13 protein-coding genes are annotated in these 16,650 nt (G+C 51.0%); 10 read left to right on the top strand and 3 right to left on the bottom strand.

All coding sequences use genetic code 11. From position 1 onward, the window contains the following. Positions 1–417: 417 nt before the first annotated feature. Positions 418–2,574, top strand: a complete 2,157-nt coding sequence (locus KJS65_RS18090; protein WP_213651258.1) for an ATP-dependent Clp protease ATP-binding subunit — start codon at positions 418–420, stop codon at positions 2,572–2,574. A gap of 379 nt (positions 2,575–2,953) precedes the next feature. Next, positions 2,954–4,315, top strand: coding sequence for an FAD-dependent oxidoreductase (locus KJS65_RS18085; RefSeq protein ID WP_213651257.1), 1,362 nt, complete (start codon positions 2,954–2,956; stop codon positions 4,313–4,315). A 119-nt stretch (positions 4,316–4,434) separates the two neighbouring features. Here the strand turns inward: KJS65_RS18085 and KJS65_RS18080 are convergent, their stop codons facing one another. From KJS65_RS18080 to KJS65_RS18070, 3 genes are all read right to left on the bottom strand, one after another. Then, a complete protein-coding gene (locus KJS65_RS18080) occupies positions 4,435–5,304 on the bottom strand; it encodes a hypothetical protein (RefSeq protein ID WP_213651256.1) in 870 nt (289 codons plus the stop codon). A 119-nt stretch (positions 5,305–5,423) separates the two neighbouring features. Beyond that, positions 5,424–7,229: a cache domain-containing sensor histidine kinase gene (locus KJS65_RS18075; protein WP_168929011.1), complete on the bottom strand. Its 1,806-nt coding sequence runs from the start codon at positions 7,227–7,229 to the stop codon at positions 5,424–5,426. Continuing rightward, a complete protein-coding gene (locus tag KJS65_RS18070) occupies positions 7,226–8,872 on the bottom strand; it encodes a response regulator (protein WP_213651255.1) in 1,647 nt (548 codons plus the stop codon). The genes KJS65_RS18075 and KJS65_RS18070 overlap by 4 nt, the downstream gene beginning before the upstream one ends. A 312-nt stretch (positions 8,873–9,184) precedes the next feature. Between KJS65_RS18070 and KJS65_RS18065 the strand changes: the two genes are divergently transcribed. The 8 genes from KJS65_RS18065 (at position 9,185) to KJS65_RS18030 (ending at position 16,637) form a co-directional block, all read left to right on the top strand. Next, positions 9,185–10,582, top strand: a complete 1,398-nt coding sequence (locus KJS65_RS18065; protein WP_213651254.1) for an ABC transporter substrate-binding protein — start codon at positions 9,185–9,187, stop codon at positions 10,580–10,582. A 91-nt stretch (positions 10,583–10,673) separates the two neighbouring features. Then, positions 10,674–11,570 (top strand): carbohydrate ABC transporter permease, encoded by an 897-nt coding sequence (locus tag KJS65_RS18060; RefSeq protein WP_136607759.1) that lies wholly within the window; start codon positions 10,674–10,676, stop codon positions 11,568–11,570. Between the two features lie 12 nt (positions 11,571–11,582). Further along, positions 11,583–12,464, top strand: a complete 882-nt coding sequence (locus KJS65_RS18055) for a carbohydrate ABC transporter permease (protein ID WP_244864615.1) — start codon at positions 11,583–11,585, stop codon at positions 12,462–12,464. A gap of 70 nt (positions 12,465–12,534) precedes the next feature. After that, positions 12,535–13,458: a dihydrodipicolinate synthase family protein gene (locus KJS65_RS18050; RefSeq protein ID WP_213651253.1), complete on the top strand. Its 924-nt coding sequence runs from the start codon at positions 12,535–12,537 to the stop codon at positions 13,456–13,458. A 24-nt stretch (positions 13,459–13,482) separates the two neighbouring features. Next, positions 13,483–14,163, top strand: coding sequence for an N-acetylmannosamine-6-phosphate 2-epimerase (locus KJS65_RS18045; protein WP_213651252.1), 681 nt, complete (start codon positions 13,483–13,485; stop codon positions 14,161–14,163). 11 nt (positions 14,164–14,174) lie between these two features. After that, positions 14,175–15,179 carry an ROK family protein gene (locus KJS65_RS18040; RefSeq protein ID WP_213651251.1) on the top strand — a complete coding sequence of 335 codons (1,005 nt, stop codon included), beginning with the start codon at positions 14,175–14,177 and terminating at the stop codon, positions 15,177–15,179. Next, positions 15,176–15,742: a NanQ anomerase/TabA/YiaL family protein gene (locus KJS65_RS18035; RefSeq protein WP_213651250.1), complete on the top strand. Its 567-nt coding sequence runs from the start codon at positions 15,176–15,178 to the stop codon at positions 15,740–15,742. Before KJS65_RS18040 ends, KJS65_RS18035 begins: the two co-directional genes overlap by 4 nt. Beyond that, entirely contained in the window at positions 15,675–16,637 is a 963-nt protein-coding gene (locus KJS65_RS18030; RefSeq protein WP_213651383.1) for an acetylxylan esterase, read from the top strand. Before KJS65_RS18035 ends, KJS65_RS18030 begins: the two co-directional genes overlap by 68 nt. Positions 16,638–16,650: the final 13 nt, after the last annotated feature.

Genomic DNA, 16,650 nt, shown 5'->3' with positions numbered 1-16,650 from the left:
CTCGTACGGAATTTCGAGGGAATGGCTTCATGAGCAATAAGAAGGGCTGCCGGGGGTTACTTCCCACTGGGCAGCTCTTTTGGTCTGCGTGTTCTGCAAGACAGGTATGAATGTACACCTTCAGATCATCCGTGACGGCATCCGCATCGATGACAGCTTTGACCTGGTGAGTTTGCCTCCACGCGGCTTCCGGAAAACAAAATGAAAATTTTCAATATATCGTTTTCAAACATCTTGACTTTGCGTCTGAATGCGGTATAATAGTCAAAGAAAGTCAAAGTCAAAAGAAATTGATCAAACGTCAAACTTAGACCGAATACCGTTACGGCGGTGTTCATTTTCACAACTCAGTTAAAGACTAATAACTTAGCTTCATCCAACCCAATTAGCAACATACCAAGAAAGGGGCCATGTACAATGCGTTGTCAAAAATGTAATCATAACGAAGCAACGGTAGGACTTAGCCTAACAATCAATCAAAAATCCGAAAAACTTTATATATGTCAGGAATGCTATGCAAAAATGAACAGCGGAATCCCGTTCCATGCCGGTTTCGGCTCATCGGGCATGCCGCCGATCGATGAATTCTTCAAAGGCTTCATGCAGCCGCAGCAAGCTCAACATGATGCTTCTGGCACCCATGCTGCAGCTAACCGAGCTTCCGGCAACGGCAGCCAAAGAGGCGGAATGCTGGATCAGCTGGGACGCAATCTGAATGACGCCGCGAATGCTGGCCAGATTGATACGGTGATTGGCCGTGATGAGGAGATCGAACGTGTCATTGAAATTTTGAACCGCCGCAGTAAGAACAACCCGGTGCTGATCGGTGAACCAGGGGTTGGTAAAACAGCCATCGCCGAAGGTCTTGCCCTCCGTATTATCGAAGGCAAAGTACCGGCCAAGCTGCTGAATAAAGAGGTATATTCACTGGATGTTGCCTCTCTTGTTGCAGGTACAGGGATCCGGGGTCAGTTCGAAGAGAAAGTCAAACAATTGATTGCCGAGCTGCAGCAGCGCGAGAATGTTCTGTTATTCATTGACGAGATCCATCTGCTGGTCGGTGCTGGTTCCGCTGAAGGTTCGATGGATGCCGGTAATATCCTGAAGCCCGTGTTGGCACGCGGTGAATTGCAGGTGATCGGTGCTACTACACTGAAGGAATATCGTCAGATCGAAAAAGATGCTGCCCTGGAACGCCGGTTCCAACCAGTCATGGTCGATGAACCAACGGTACAGGAAACCATTGAGATTCTGAAAGGACTGCGTCCGAAATACGAGGAATTCCATGGGGTCCGCTATTCGGATGACACCATTGTAGCTTGTGTACAGTTATCTCACCGTTATATTCAGGACCGCTTCCTGCCGGATAAAGCCATCGATCTGCTTGATGAATCGGGCGCCAAACTGAATCTGCGTGCTTCCGAGAGCGGTCATGGGCAGATTCAAGCACGTCTTGAGAAAATTAGCGGCGAGAAGGATCAGGCAACCCAAGCTGAAAATTACGAACTTGCTGCTAAACTGCGCGATGAAGAAGCCAGTCTGTTGAACCAGCTCAATCATGCCGGAACGGATCACGGCAGCCAGACAGAGGTGCGTGTAGAGGATATACAGCAGATCATTGAACGCAAAACAGGCATTCCGGTCGGTAAACTGCAGCAGGATGAGCAGAACAAGATGAAGAACCTTGCAGCCCGTCTGGAAACGAAAGTGATCGGTCAGACCGAAGCGGTGGAGAAGGTAGCTAAAGCGGTACGCCGCAGCCGTGCAGGACTCAAGCCGAAAAATAAACCAATCGCTTCCTTCCTGTTCGTCGGACCAACCGGTGTTGGTAAGACAGAACTGTCCAAGTCGCTGGCAGAGGAACTGTTTGGTCAGGCAGACGCTATGATTCGGCTGAATATGAGCGAATATATGGAGAAACATTCCGTCTCCAAGCTGATCGGTTCGCCTCCAGGCTATGTCGGTCATGATGAAGCGGGTCAATTGACGGAGCGTGTACGCCGCAATCCGTACAGTATTATCCTGCTGGATGAAATTGAGAAGGCGCATCCCGATGTGCAGAATATGTTCCTGCAGGTATTGGATGACGGCCGCCTGACGGACAGCCAGGGCCGTACCGTAAGCTTTAAGGAAACGGTGATCATTATGACCTCCAATGCAGGCATTACGGAGAAAAAGATCACAGTAGGCTTCTCGGCTGCTGAATCCGTACAGACCAGTTCGATTTTGGACTCGCTGGGCTCGTACTTCCGGCCTGAATTCCTGAACCGCTTTGATGCGATTATTCCGTTTGCTTCACTGAAGGAAGATGATCTCGTTCAGATTGTCGATAATATGCTCGGCGAAATTGAGATCACGCTTGGCGAGCAGGGTATTTCCCTTAACGTCTCTGATGATGCCAAGAAGAAACTGTCAGAGCTGGGTTACAATCCGGCATTTGGAGCCCGTCCGCTGCGCCGTGTCATCCAGCAGTACGTAGAAGACGGCATCACCGATCTGGTGCTGGACGATGAGGATGTGCAGCATGTTGAAGTCGATGTTCAAGATGACGTGATTCAGGTAACGAAGGCCTGATTCTCTGCTTCACATCAACAATAACTTTTAGACGAAGTGCGCCTTTCAGAATGGTAGGGGTAGAACCTTCAGGTTCAACCTATGAATCATTCCTGAAGGGCGTATTTTTTTGTTTTTTAACGGCTCGGCCTATGGCGAGGAGGGTAGAATATTTTGTTGTGATGAATGTGAAAATATGAACAATATTTGAAATTAGACGTCTAACCCCTTGCAATGTGAAAAAAATCACAGTATACTGTAAATGTGAAATAAATCACAAAAACATCTATTTCATCAAGTTTCTATTCTCCAATCCAACAACGCCGCATGAATACATGCTTTATAGCACCATAGATCAAATTTTATTAAAAAACTAACCATTCCCAAGGAGGAACTTATCATGAAAATTGCAGTCATCGGTTGTACACATGCAGGAACGGCAGCGGTAGTTAACGCCGCAAAGCTTTACCCTGAAGCACAAATTACCGTTTATGAACGTAACGATAACATATCCTTTCTATCCTGCGGTATCGCCCTGTATGTAGGTGGAATCGTAAAAGATCCGGAAGGGCTTTTCTACTCGTCGCCGCAGCAGCTGGCTGATTTGGGTGTCGTGACCCATATGCGTCACGAGGTTCTGGCGGTTGATGCAGACGCCAAGAAGCTACAGGTTCGCAACATGCAGACTGGAGAGGCATTCGAGGATTCTTTTGATAAACTTATTGTCACGACAGGTTCTTGGCCCATTGTTCCGAAGCTGGCGGGGATGGAGCTTGGTAATATTCTGCTCTGCAAAAACTATGATCATTCCAACACCATTATTGATAAAGCAAAGAACGTGAATCATATCACGGTTGTCGGCGCAGGCTATATTGGAGTGGAACTGGTGGAAGCATTCCAGCAGAGCGGCAAGCAGGTCACGCTCATTGATAGTGCAGACCGGATATTGAACCGGTATCTGGATGCCGAATTCAGCAGCCGGATCGAGGAGTCGTTCAGCAGCAAAGGCATCGAGCTGGCGCTGGGGCAGACGGTGCAAGCTTTTGAAGGCAAGGATGGCATGGTGAGCCATGTCGTTACAAGCAAAGGCAAAATAGAGACCGACCTGGTCATTCTCTGCATCGGATTCCGTCCCAATACGGAGCTGCTCAAAGGTCAGGTAGATATGCTGCCTAACGGCGCGATCATCGTTGATGAGTATATGCAGACCAGTAAGGAGGATGTTTTCGCCGCGGGTGACAGCTGCGCGGTCAGATACAATCCGACAGGCAAGGCAGCATATATCCCGCTGGCAACGAACGCAGTACGCATGGGCATGCTGGTGGCCCGCAATCTGATGCGTAAAACGACGAAGTACCTGGGCACACAGGGAACATCGGGATTGAAAATATACGATCTGAACTTAGCTTCGACCGGACTTACCGAAGGTGCATGTAAGGACGAGAAGCTGAATGCAGATACGGTTACGATTGAAGATGCTTACCGGCCGGAGTTCATGCCTACAGCAGAGACCGTGAACGTGAAGGTTGTTTATGAAAAAGAAAGCCGCCGTCTTCTGGGCGCGCAGATTATGTCCAAAGTCGACTTAACGCAAGCGATGAACACGCTGTCGGTATGTATTCAAAACGGGATGACCGTCGACGAGCTGGCTTTCGTGGACTTCTTCTTCCAGCCTCACTATAATAAGCCATGGAATTTCCTGAATTCGGCCGGCATCGCGGCGCTGCCTGAGATCAAGACGGAACAGCTGCAGCAGGCCTGAGCATGGAATGATTGTAATAGGCCATCTTTAATACCAAAAAGGTCATCTTCACAGATGACCTTTTTTTGCTGCCAATCTTGGGTGGATCCAGCCTGCTTCTAAGTGATGCACCTTAACGCCTACTCAGCCTGCTTCTTTTCCTTGCCGCCCAGATTGATGCCCACCTGTCCGTCATGGCTGCCGACATTACCGCCGAGCTTGAGGCTCACACCCTGACCGCCACCCACTTGAGCGCCGGCATGAGCACCAAGACCATGGTCTCCGCCGATTTGGGCACCCGTGCTGAATTCAGCCCCCTGACCGCCGCCCAGCTGGCTCTTCACATGGGCACCAAGTCCATGCTCACCGCCGATTTGGGCTTCGGTGTTCAGGCCAATTCCCTGCTGCATGCCTGCGTGGCCTTCCACATGAGCCTGGATGCCGTATTTGCCTCCCAATTGGCTGCCGGTCTCGAACTGAAAGCCCTTGGCCGTGTTATTCAGATTGGCTTCACCCTGCATATTCAGGCCATACGCCTCCGAGCCCACATGGCTGCTGACTTGATTGCTGACGCCATGTTTGTCTAGCTGGGTTGCTGCTTGGAAACCGGCGCCATGCTTACCCCCAACTTCAATGCCGGTGTTCATTTTCATTCCCGGATGGTTCTCTACTTGAACATTCTCCACATGGGTATGTTCAACCATTTGCTCCGGCTTAGGTTCAAGCTTTACCTGAAACCCTTTGGGAGTAGGCTCTACCCGGCTTGGATCCAGCGGCGGATATGGTGCGGTATACGAGATGCCGGGATAGGGAGATGGGTATGCTGGATATGCCGGATAAGGAGAATATCCCGGATAGGCTCCGGTGTAAGGATAAGCTCTGCCTGGCATAGGCCAGTAGTAGAAGGATGGCGGAAACGGACTGCGGAATGTATAAGCATACGGATCATACGCTAAAGTAAGCGGATGGTTATGCTGGAAGCCGGGCCCGAAGGGATAGTTTATCGTCATGTCAAATGAACCTCCAGATCAATTGTGATGATAATAGCCTATTCACCGGAACGTGAAATGACACATATTATTATGCTTTGCTTCAATTGATCATGGAGGAGGATCAAACCAAGAATACGTTATGGACTACTCTGTACCGCCGGCAGCCGGATTGTGATCGTCGTACCGATGCCGAGGTGACTGTCGATGGTCATACCGTAATGCGTGCCAAAATAGAGGTGAATGCGTTCCTGCACGTTAACCAGACCGATATGGTTATCATCACCTGATTCGGACTGCTCGGCCAGACGCCGCTGCAGTGCCACAAGCTGATCCGCACTCATGCCGGCGCCGTTGTCGCGAACGGTAATCAGAAGCTGATTCTCATTTTGCACCGCGCACACCTCCAGCAGTCCGGGGCCGACTCTTCTTTCCAGGCCGTGAATAATGGCATTTTCGATCAGCGGCTGCAAAGAGAAGTGTACGACCTGCAAAGATTCCGTATGCGGTTCGAGCTGCTCAGAATATTGGATCTTATCCCCGAAACGCATCTGCTGCACCTTGATATACAGCCGGATATGCTGGAGTTCCTGTTCCAGGGAGACGATATCCTTGCTCATTTTGGTATGGATGCGGAACAACTGCCCCAGCGTGCCGATCATTTCCCCGATTTCACGCTGGTCGTTCAGGATTGCCTTCATTTGCACCGATTCCAGGGCATTGGCGAGAAAATGCGGATTAATCTGGCTCTTCAGCGCTCCCAGCCTTGCAATCTTCTGCTGCACCTTGGCTTTGGAGGAGCGTTCGATATAATCCTGCAGCTCTTGGGTCATTTTGCGCAGACCCTGATACAGCACGCCAAATTCATCCTGCCGTTTGCTTCCCAAGTCCACGTCGAAATTACCCATACCGACCCGTTCCACCTGACGTTTCAGGAATATAATCGGCCTCGTTACGCGTGCCCGCATGATGAGGAGGAAAATGATGGCCATACCGATTGAGCCGACCGCAAGGAAGAGAATGATCCGGCCGAGCATTGCGGAATCCTTGGTCATTTCCTTCTCATTCGTATATTGAATGACCTTCCAGCCGGAATAAGGGGAGGTGACGAAGTTGAAGTAGGAATCATGACCCTCAAAATAGCTGTAAAAGCTGCCTGTCTGCTGACCCAGCACCTGCTCGAACTTTTGGCTGTCAATTTGCATCGGCTTCGAAAAATCCGGGTTTTTTGATGCGTAAATAATGGCTCCGGAAGGGTCCGTAATGGCAAAATTCCGCTTGGTATTCTCGGACAGGCTCAGAATTTCGCGCAGGGAATCCAGACGGATATCCACCAGCATAACGCCAAGCGGCTGCTTGCCGCCGGTTTTGTTAATGACCCTTGCGATCGAGATCACCTTTTCTTTCGTATCGATCTTGTGGAAGGGGGTATGCGTGCCGAAGATGACAATGCCACCCTTTTTTGCGAGCGTTTTGAGGTACCAGTCCTCCTGCTCGAAATTTTCGTAATGAAGGTCCGCACGGTTGAAATTGGCCGAGTAAAAAAGCTGATGACCGGCGTAAATTTGCACGCTGTCGACGTTTTTGATGGTCATTTCGAGCGTGCTGATAAAATGCTGGATGATGTACTGGGAGGAGAGCTTCTGGTCATCGTCCGGGTTGTTGATCCATTTTTCCAGCGCGTTCTGCAGCTGTCCGTCCATATGCGCATAAAGTGTTCCCTTTTCAATACTCTGCAGATACTGGTCGATATTGAAGGATAAATTGTTCAGGATGAGGTCGGAGCTGCTGGTGTATTCCGATTTGACCGTTTGCAAGGAGGCGGAATAAATAATGGCCGAGATGATCAGAAGCGGGATGGTGACCGTCAGGATCATCAGCACGAAAATTTGGGTGTTGAGATGCCTCATATGAAAAATTCTGCGCAGCCACAATGAGCTTTTCAATCCATCATCCCCATTTGCTTCCGGTAATCGGAGGGTGTCATATCCGTTAATTTGCGAAAGGTTTTAACAAAATGCTTATAGCTGGCATAGCCGCACATCTGGGCCACATCCGTCATCGGAACCTTGGACTGCAGGAGGCAGCGCTTGGAAAATGCAATACGTATTTCTGTCACAAAGGCCATATAATTTTTATTCAGCTTGGTCTTGAACAGGCGGCTGAGATAGGATGGATTGTAGAAAAAGCGGTCCGCAACCATCTGCAGGGTAATCTCCTGATCGATATGCTGAAGAATATAGGCCTCAATCTGCTCAAATATGGCGATATCGGCACCACCCTTTGCGGCTTGCCCGGCATCCGCACGCAGCTGCAGCATCCAGCCGGCAAGCCACTCAAACAAGGCCGGCATGGAGTCAAAATCATCCACAAACCGTAAATAAAGCAGCCTCTGATGATACATCTCCTCGATATTGATGCCATGCTTGCCTGCGTACCGTATGCCCGTCGCAATCACTTCCTGGATGAAACCGAGACTTTGCTCCATAGAGATCTGACCGGTTTTGGCTTGCAGATCATGCGCCAGCCGGTCCATAAGTTGTTTCAGCAGCTCCATTTCGCCCTGCTCCAGGCAGGAAATCAGCTGCATTTTGTCCTTGTCCCCTAGATGAATGTTGCTTGTCTTTAAAGGTTCAGCTGATGCAGACCGAAGCTCATACACATGCCGGCCCTCCTGGGCAAACCGCATAAACAACGCCTGGTTGGCTTGCTGCATCAGGGCAGAAAGGACTTTGAGATCAGAAGCTGCCTGCCCCTGCGCCAAGAATAGCCGGATACGCTGCTTTGCCGATGCGCTCCGGAGGAAAGCTTCTGCGTCCCTGTGCAGCGCAGGGCTCAGAAGGAGTGGGGTATTTTCCTCATCCATTATTGTAAACGCATACATTTTATTGAGGGACATGTAGCTGAATAGGACCTGACGTTCCATGGAAGGTAGGATATTCTGCAGCATGGATACAAGCAGCTGTTCGGCATTTTGCCGCCACCAGGATTTGGACTGCGGTGAAGGCACAGAGTCTGGCACATAGGAGAGCACAAAGGGCTGCATGCGCAGATTTGCCTCGTCCATTCCGCACAAGGCAGCCAGCTGTCTCGGGTCCGCCGGAGCTTCTCCATCCTCAAGCAGCTGTTTGACGAAATGACTCCGCTTCAGCTGGATATTTTCGGCCAGATTATGCTGCATGGCGGCAGCCAGCCGCTCTTGCTCGCGTTTCGTTTCCAACTGACGGACACAATCCTGAATGGTCTTAAGGCTCTCCTCATATTGCAGCGGCTTTAACAGGTATGCGGACACATTACCGAGGCGGATGGCCTCCTGGGCATATTCGAATTCATTGTAGCCGGTCCAGATGACAAAAAGCGTCTCGGGCAGCCTATGGCGCAGGGAGCCGATCATTTCCAGCCCGTCCATAAGCGGCATCCGGATGTCTGTAATGATAAGGTCGGGCTTTTCCTTCAGTGCGGTTTCCACGCCCTCAGCCCCGTTCTCGGCTTCCACGATGTCATGAAAGCCAAGCTCCTTCCAGTCCAGATACTTTTGAAGTCCCATGCGAATTAACGGCTCGTCCTCAACAATCATCAATTTATACATCGCCTTAGCCCCCGGTAATTCGTTGTTATAGTTATATTTTTCTGTTGCAAATATATCATCGCGGTTGGTCGACAATCTCGTATAAGGATTCTATAGAATCCTTGAGGTTATTTACGATTGTATAGGAAGCGAATCGAAGATAAAAAACAATATATGGAAAATGGGAACCCGAGTGAAGGAGTTTGTCATAAGGGTCAATTTTGAGGGATGAAAGTAAAAATTAGGGTATTCAAGAAAATAGACGAGTGCCCCTATAATTACACTTGTAAGCGCTATACCAAAACAATTTCAAACCATTCAGGGGGGTAAGAAATGAGAACAGTAAAAAAAGGGCTGATGACGCTCCTAGGCATTACATTGATCGGTACCCAGCTCGTTGCTTGCGGATCGACAAGTGATTCGGCGAAAACAACCGAGCCGGCAGGCAATGACAAGAAAGAAACAACCGCAGAAACACCGAAGGATACGGCCAAGCCCGTAGAAATCACGTGGTGGAACTTCCCGAGCTTTCAGGCGCTTGACGGGGAAGTCGGCAAGTATGAGAAGCAGATTATCGAGGCCTTCAACAAGAAATACCCTGAGATTAAGGTCAATCTGGAGATGATCACGTTCGAAGCCGGACCGGAAAAGCTGAATGTTGCCATTGCTTCGAATACCGCTCCGGATGTTATCTATGACGCGCCAGGCCGGATCCTCGACTGGGCCAAGAAGGACCTGCTCGCTCCGCTGGATGACATGGTGACGGATGAAGTCAGAAAAGACGTTCCGGAAGCGCTCTGGAAGCAGTCCATGGTCGGCGACAAAACGTATATGTATCCAATTAATACCGCTCCATTCATGATGGGCGTCAACAAAACCGTATTCGAAAAAATCGGCGCGCTTGATCTGCTGCCGCTGGACCGTCCAGACCGTACCTGGACGTTTGATGAATATAAAAAAGCACTGCAGGCTGTGAAAGAAAAAGCTCCTGATATCATTCCTTCCGGATTTTTTGCGAAAAGCCAGGCCGGAGACCAAGGCACGCGTGCTTATATCGCCAACCTGGGCAACGCAAGCTTCCTGAACGACGATTATTCCAAAATCGCGATCAACACGGACAAAGCCGGAGCGGCTTTGGACTGGATCAGACAAGGCGTGAAGGATAAGCTGGTTGTTTCGGGCTCCGAATCCCTCACCGGCGGTGACGTCAACGACTTGTTCCTGCAAGGCAAGCTGGCGATTACGCTGAACTACTCACCGGTTCTCAGAGCACAAAACAAAACGCTGAAAAAAGCAGAATTTGAAGATGTTCTGGTGCCGTTCCCTACCATTGACGGCGCGAAGCCGAAGCTGGAGCCTTACCTTGGCGGCATGGCCATTTTCAACAATGGGGATGATGCCAAAATTGCCGCTTCCAAGAAGCTGATCGACTTTATTGCCAATGATCCGGAATGGGGCAAGAAGGATCTGATCCAAACCGGCGGTTTGTCTGCACGCAGCTCTATTACTGGTCTATACGACGACCCGGAGTACACGTACGCTGAACAAGCCCGTGATTTCTACTCCAATCCGCCAACCATCGTAGACGGTTATGCCGAAGTACGTACGTTCTGGTTCCCAGAACTGCAGAGAGTGCTGCTTGGCAAGGCTACAGGCAAGGAAGCACTGGATGAATTCGCGAAAAAGGCGGATGAAGCCATCACCAAAGCCAAGGCTGAAGCAGGTAAATAAACCATATTGTCGCCCGAAAAAGCTTGGAGTAGCGCGCCTGATGGTGCGCTACTCCTTTCAACAAAGAGATGGGAAAGTAGGGGAGAGAGCCATGGAAACAAGGGTACGAAAAATAAATCCTAATGTTTTGCGTGACTGGTTCATGAGTTATTTGTTTTTGCTCCCGGCATTCGGATTCTTCCTCGTGTTCGTTGCATATCCGATGCTGAGAGGGATTTACATCAGCTTTTTTAACTACAGTCTGCGGAAATTTGAGTACGTGGGCCTTAGCAACTACATTGATCTGTTCCACAACGAAATTTTTATCAAATCGCTATGGAATACATCACTGCTCGTGATCATCACGGTTCCGGTCGTGATTGTGTTTTCCATTTTTGTCGCGATGAGTATTTACCGTAAAAAAGAATTCGCAAGATCGTTCTTCAGAGGTGTATTCTACCTGCCGGCCGTTTCCTCCGTGGTCAGTATCACGGTTGTATGGGGCTGGATCTACCACCCGAACTACGGCGTGCTTAATTACCTGACCGGACTGTTCGGAGCAGAACCGATCTCCTGGCTGGGAAATGAAAAGACGGCTCTGCTGTCGATCATCGCGGTGCTCATTACCACATCCGTGGGGCAGCCGATCATCCTCTATGTCGCTTCACTGGGCAATATTCCAACCTCTTATATCGAAGCGGCCCAAATCGACCGGGCTTCGTCCTGGCAAATATTCCGGAAAATCATTTGGCCGATGCTGATGCCGACCAATCTCTATATTATCGTCATAACGACGATTAACACATTTCAGTGCTTTGCGATTATCCAGCTGCTCACATCCGGAGGTCCTTACTACAGCACTTCGACTGTCATGTACGGCGTATACGAGCAGGCATTCAAGCTAGGCAACTTCGGTATGGCTTCCGCCATGGGCGTCATTCTGGCCGTTATCATCGGCATTATTTCCACCATTCAGTTCAAATACTTTGGCAGCGATGTTGAGTACTAGGAGGGGCATGCGATGAGTTCATCAATACAGGCCGGAATGAAGGCGGGAATCCCCCGTACCAAAGCATCCGGCAAAAAACAATGGAGCATCGGCGGTATCATATCCAATGTGATTCTGACCCTGTCCACGCTATTTTTCATCTTTCCGTTTTACTGGATTATTACGGGCGCGTTCAAAAAGCAGACGACAGCGACCGCTATTCCACCGGAATGGTTTCCGCTTCATCCTACGTTTCAAAATTGGTCTGATCTCTTTAAAAATGCAGTCTGGCGTTGGACGTTTAACAGCTTTTTTATATCGTTCTGCGAGATGGCCGCAGTTTGTCTGGTGGCAGCCCTGGCGGGCTATGTTCTGGCGAAGAAGTCCTTCCCGGGCCGGAAAATCATCTTTACTCTCTTTGTGGCTGCGATGGCGCTGCCCAAACAGGTTATCCTTGTTCCGCTGTTTACGATGCTGGCTGATTTCGGCTGGGTCAATACATACCGGGGTCTGATCGTACCGGCCATTGGTTGGCCGTTTGGCGTATTTCTGATGAAGCAGTTTTCCCAGACGATTCCAACGGAGGTTATCGAGGCTTCCAAAATCGATGGCTGCTCGGAGGTCCGCATGTTCTCGACCATTATCCTGCCGCTGCTGACACCGGCGCTCGGAGCACTGGCCATTTTCACCTTTATCGGTTCCTGGAATGACTACTTCAGCCAGCTGATTATGACGCGTTCGACCTCCATGATGACGCTGCCGATGGGCATTGCGACCCTGCAGGGCGAGTACACCACAAACTACGGCGTAATGATGGCCGGCGCTGCGCTTGCATCTGTTCCGATGATCGCGATCTTCCTCGCATTCCAAAAGGCATTTACACAGGGGATTACGATGGGTGCGGTCAAGGGCTAGGCCTTCATTGCAGGCCTCATATCGATTGGATGATAAAAGAAACAATGAAAATGAAGGGATGGGAAGAGAGATGTCTGATATCGAAAAATTCAAGGGAATCATTGTCGCATTCTATGCCTGCTATAACGAAGAGGGGGACGTAGACCCTGTAAGAGTACGCAAGCTTGCCCGCCACTACGCGGATAAGGGCGTCAGAGGCCTGTATGTCGGTGGAAGCAGCGGAGAAGGCATGCTGCAAACGGCAGCCGAACGCAAGGTTGTCCTGGAGGCTGTGATGGAGGAAGTCGGAAGCGAGCTGACGATCATCGCCCACATCGGTGCGGCATCAACCCGTGAAAGCGTGGAGCTGGCCAGGCATGCCGAAGCGGTAGGAGCAGACGCCATATCTGCAGTTCCAGCCATTTACTATCGTCTGTCACCCGCAAGCGTCGAACGGCATTGGCAGGAGATGATCGACAGCACATCGCTGCCTTTTATCATCTATCATATCCCGCAAACAACCGGATTCAATCTTTCCACGGATCTATTGGCGAAAATGGCTGCGCAGGATAAAGTTATCGGCGTGAAAATATCCTCGGAAAGCACATATGAGCTGCAGCAGTTCAAAGCCGTTGGCGGCCCGGATTTTCTGGTGCTGAACGGTCCTGACGAGCAGTATCTGGCAGGCCGCAGTATCGGCGCTGATGGTGGTATCGGCGGCACGTACGGCGTGATGCCGGAGCTGTTTCTGAAGGTGGAGAGCTGTTACCGGGAAGGCAAAGTGGAGGAAGCTCGTGAGTGGCAGTTTAGAATCAATGAGATCATTAAGAACCTGCTCAGCTTTCCATCCCTGTACGGCGCCTGCAAAGCCGTATTGAAGCTTCAGGGTGTAGAATGCGGTGAGCCAAGGCTGCCGCTGCTTCCGGTGCCTCCGGCAGACAAGGGACGTATTGTACTGCTGCAAAAGCAAATCCATGAGTATACAGAAGAAGCCATGTCTTCAGTTAAAGCCTGATTGGGTAAGAGGGGGAGCTGCTATATGAATTGTATATTTAAAAACCGGGGTTTGATCGTGTCCTGCCAGGCACTGGAGAATGAGCCGCTGCATGGCGGAGATACGATGGTAAAAATGGCTTTGGCTGCGCAGCAATCCGGCGCCGTTGGCATTCGCGCGAACGGAGCCCCCGATATTTGGGGCATCAAGCAGGCCGTGGAACTGCCGGTAATCGGCATCATTAAAAGGATGATGCCGGGCTCGGATGTATTCATTACGCCTACGTTGACAGAAGTGAAGCAAATCATTGAAGCAGGCGCGGATATCGTTGCACTGGATGTGACAGACCGTGAAAACCGCCTCGAAATGGTCAAGGAACTGATTGATGCGGCACATGAAGCTGGAGTGGCTGTCATGGCTGATGTATCGACATTTGAAGAAGGCATGGCTGCGGAGAAGCTTGGGGTAGATTACGTCGGCACCACGCTGTCGGGATATACATCGCATAGCGCCCAAATCGCCGGACCTGATATCCGTCTCCTGTCACAGCTCGCCAAGTCACTGACCCAAGCGGTATTGATTGCCGAAGGTAAAATCTCCACACCGGCAGACGCGGCTTTGGCATTGGCGGTCGGCGCAGAATACGTCGTAGTCGGCAGCGCCATCACCAGGCCGCAGCTGATCACCGAGCAGTACGTGCATGCCATGTCCGTGGTTTTGGGATAGGCGGGCGCAAAATGGGGATGACACGACTTGTTTATGCACCCGATTCTACGTATGCCATAGGTATTGATCTTGGCGGCACGAAAATCAATGCAGGCATCGTTGACGAGAGGGGGCAAGTGCTTAGCGCTTGCTCTCTGCCTACATTGCCGGGTCAAGGAAGTATTCCGGACCGGATCATGGAGATACTTGGCAAGATATTCCAGAATGAAGGGGGCCCAGACCTCTTCCGCATACGCGGTATTGGCGTGGCCAGCGCTGGCCAGATCAACTGGGAGCAGGGTTCGGTGCATTTTTCTACGGAGCTGATTCCCGGCTATACGGGCACACCGCTCCGGCGGATTCTGGAGGAGCGTTTCCAGATGCCTGTGTTCGTGGACAATGATGTGAACGTCCTGACGCTGACGGAGAAAAGACTCGGTGCCGCCCAAGGTCTCCGTCATTTTCTATGTCTGGCTCTGGGAACAGGCGTTGGCGGAGGGATTATGGTGGACGGGCAAATTGTGCGCGGCAGCTGGGGAGGAGCTGGAGAAATCGGACATATGTCGGTGGATTTCGACGGACTGCCCTGTATCTGCGGCGGTGTGGGCTGCTTGGAGCAGTATGCTTCCGGCACCGGAATCGGCGCGCGCATGCGGAAGGAGCTTGAGAACATGGGTCAAAATGCAGCCGGCGTAGACGCCCGGGAAGTCATGGCCCTCTGGCAGGCGGGTGACCCCGCGGCAAGTAAGATCATGGATGAGACCTTCCGCGCGCTGGGCTCGGCGCTGGCTTCGCTCATCCACATGTTTAACCCGGAGATGATCGTGCTTGGCGGGGGTGTGGCTGAGAGCGGAGAGGCCTTCATAGATCGGGTGCGGGAAGAAACGATGAGGCGCGCAATGCCTTCTTTTACCGGTAGTCTCCGGATTGTCTCAGCTTACCGTGGTAATTACAGCGGCATGATCGGGGCAGGGCTTCAGCTATGGGAGTATCCGCTGCGTATGCCAGCCTCGGGCAGAGAGGGGAAGGCTTTATGATGCTCGGCAAAATGGATCAATGGGAACAAGACCGGCAGCATATTCACCCATTGCTCCGGCAAGTGATTGATGTGCTGGATCAAACGGATTTTGATTCATTGGAGGAAGGCAGATATGAACTGAATGGCTCCGATATCTATCTGACCCTTTCGGGGCTGGAGTCTCTCGATCCTATCGGATCAAGGGCAGAGAAGCATGAGTTGTTCATTGATATCCACTATCTGGTGGGGGGGAGCGAATGCATAGGCTGGAAAGCTCATTCCGATGAGGATGTCGCCCGTGAAATCCGTCCTGGACAGGACATCAGTTTGTATGAAAGTACAGGTGCAGAGCAGCTTCTGGAGCTTGAGCCGGGTATGTATGCTGTGTTCTTTCCCACAGATGTTCACCGGCCCGGATTAAGGGGCAAACATGGTATAATGGGCGAGCCGATAAAAAAAGTAGTTGTCAAAGTCAACTCGAGTTTGTTTAAATCAGAAGAAAAAGGTGATGACGATGCCGCTAGTCGATATGCCCCTATCAGAGCTGAAAACGTACCAAGGAATCAATCCAAGACCCCATGATTTTGATGCTTATTGGGAAAAGGCGCTTGAGGAGATGCATGCCGTAGATCCCCAGGTAGAGATGATCCCTGCTGAATTCCAGCTTCCGTTCGCGGAATGCTTCCATTTGTATTTCACGGGTGTAAGCGGTGCCAGAGTGCATGCGAAGTACATCAGGCCCAAAGGAATTGCAGAGCCGCATCCGGCTGTGCTTCAGTTCCATGGCTACACCGGGAATAGCGGCGACTGGATGGACAAGATGGTGTATCCGTCGCTTGGGTTTTCCGTCGCTTCCCTGGATGTACGGGGACAGGGAGGCTTATCTGAAGATACCGGCGGGGTACGCGGAAATACGCATCGCGGCCATATAATCCGCGGTCTGGAGAATGAGGACCCGCATCGCCTGCTGTTCCGGGACGTATTCCTGGATACTGCGCAACTAGCCTCTATTGTCATGAATCTGCCGGAAGTGGATGCAGAACGTGTAGGTGCAACAGGCTGGTCGCAGGGTGGTGCACTGACGATCGCATGTGCAGCTTTGGAGCCACGGATCAAGAAGGCGGCGCCGGTCTATCCGTTCCTGAGCGATTACCGCAGAACATGGGAAATGGATCTCTTCAAGCATGCTTATGAAGAGCTCAGCACGTACTTCCGCTATTTTGATCCGCAGCATCAGCGCGAGGAAGAGATTTTCACGAAGCTAGGATATATCGATATCCAGAACCTAGCACCACGCATCAAGGCCGACGTGCTTGTCGGGGTTGGCCTGATGGATGTCGTGTGTCCGCCGTCCACGCAGTTTGCGGCCATCAACAAGATCACCGCTCCGGTGCAGCTCGAGGTTTTCCCTGATTTCGGCCATGAAGGCCTGCCGGGACTCCATGATAAAATCATACAATTCCTGAAGGATCTATAAGAATCTATAAGAC

The organism is Paenibacillus sp. J23TS9, assembly GCF_018403225.1.
Taxonomy (GTDB): Bacteria; Bacillota; Bacilli; order Paenibacillales; family Paenibacillaceae; genus Paenibacillus_AQ.
The sequence above is the reverse complement of the archived record's forward strand: the minus strand, read 5'-3'. Positions and strand labels throughout refer to the sequence as shown.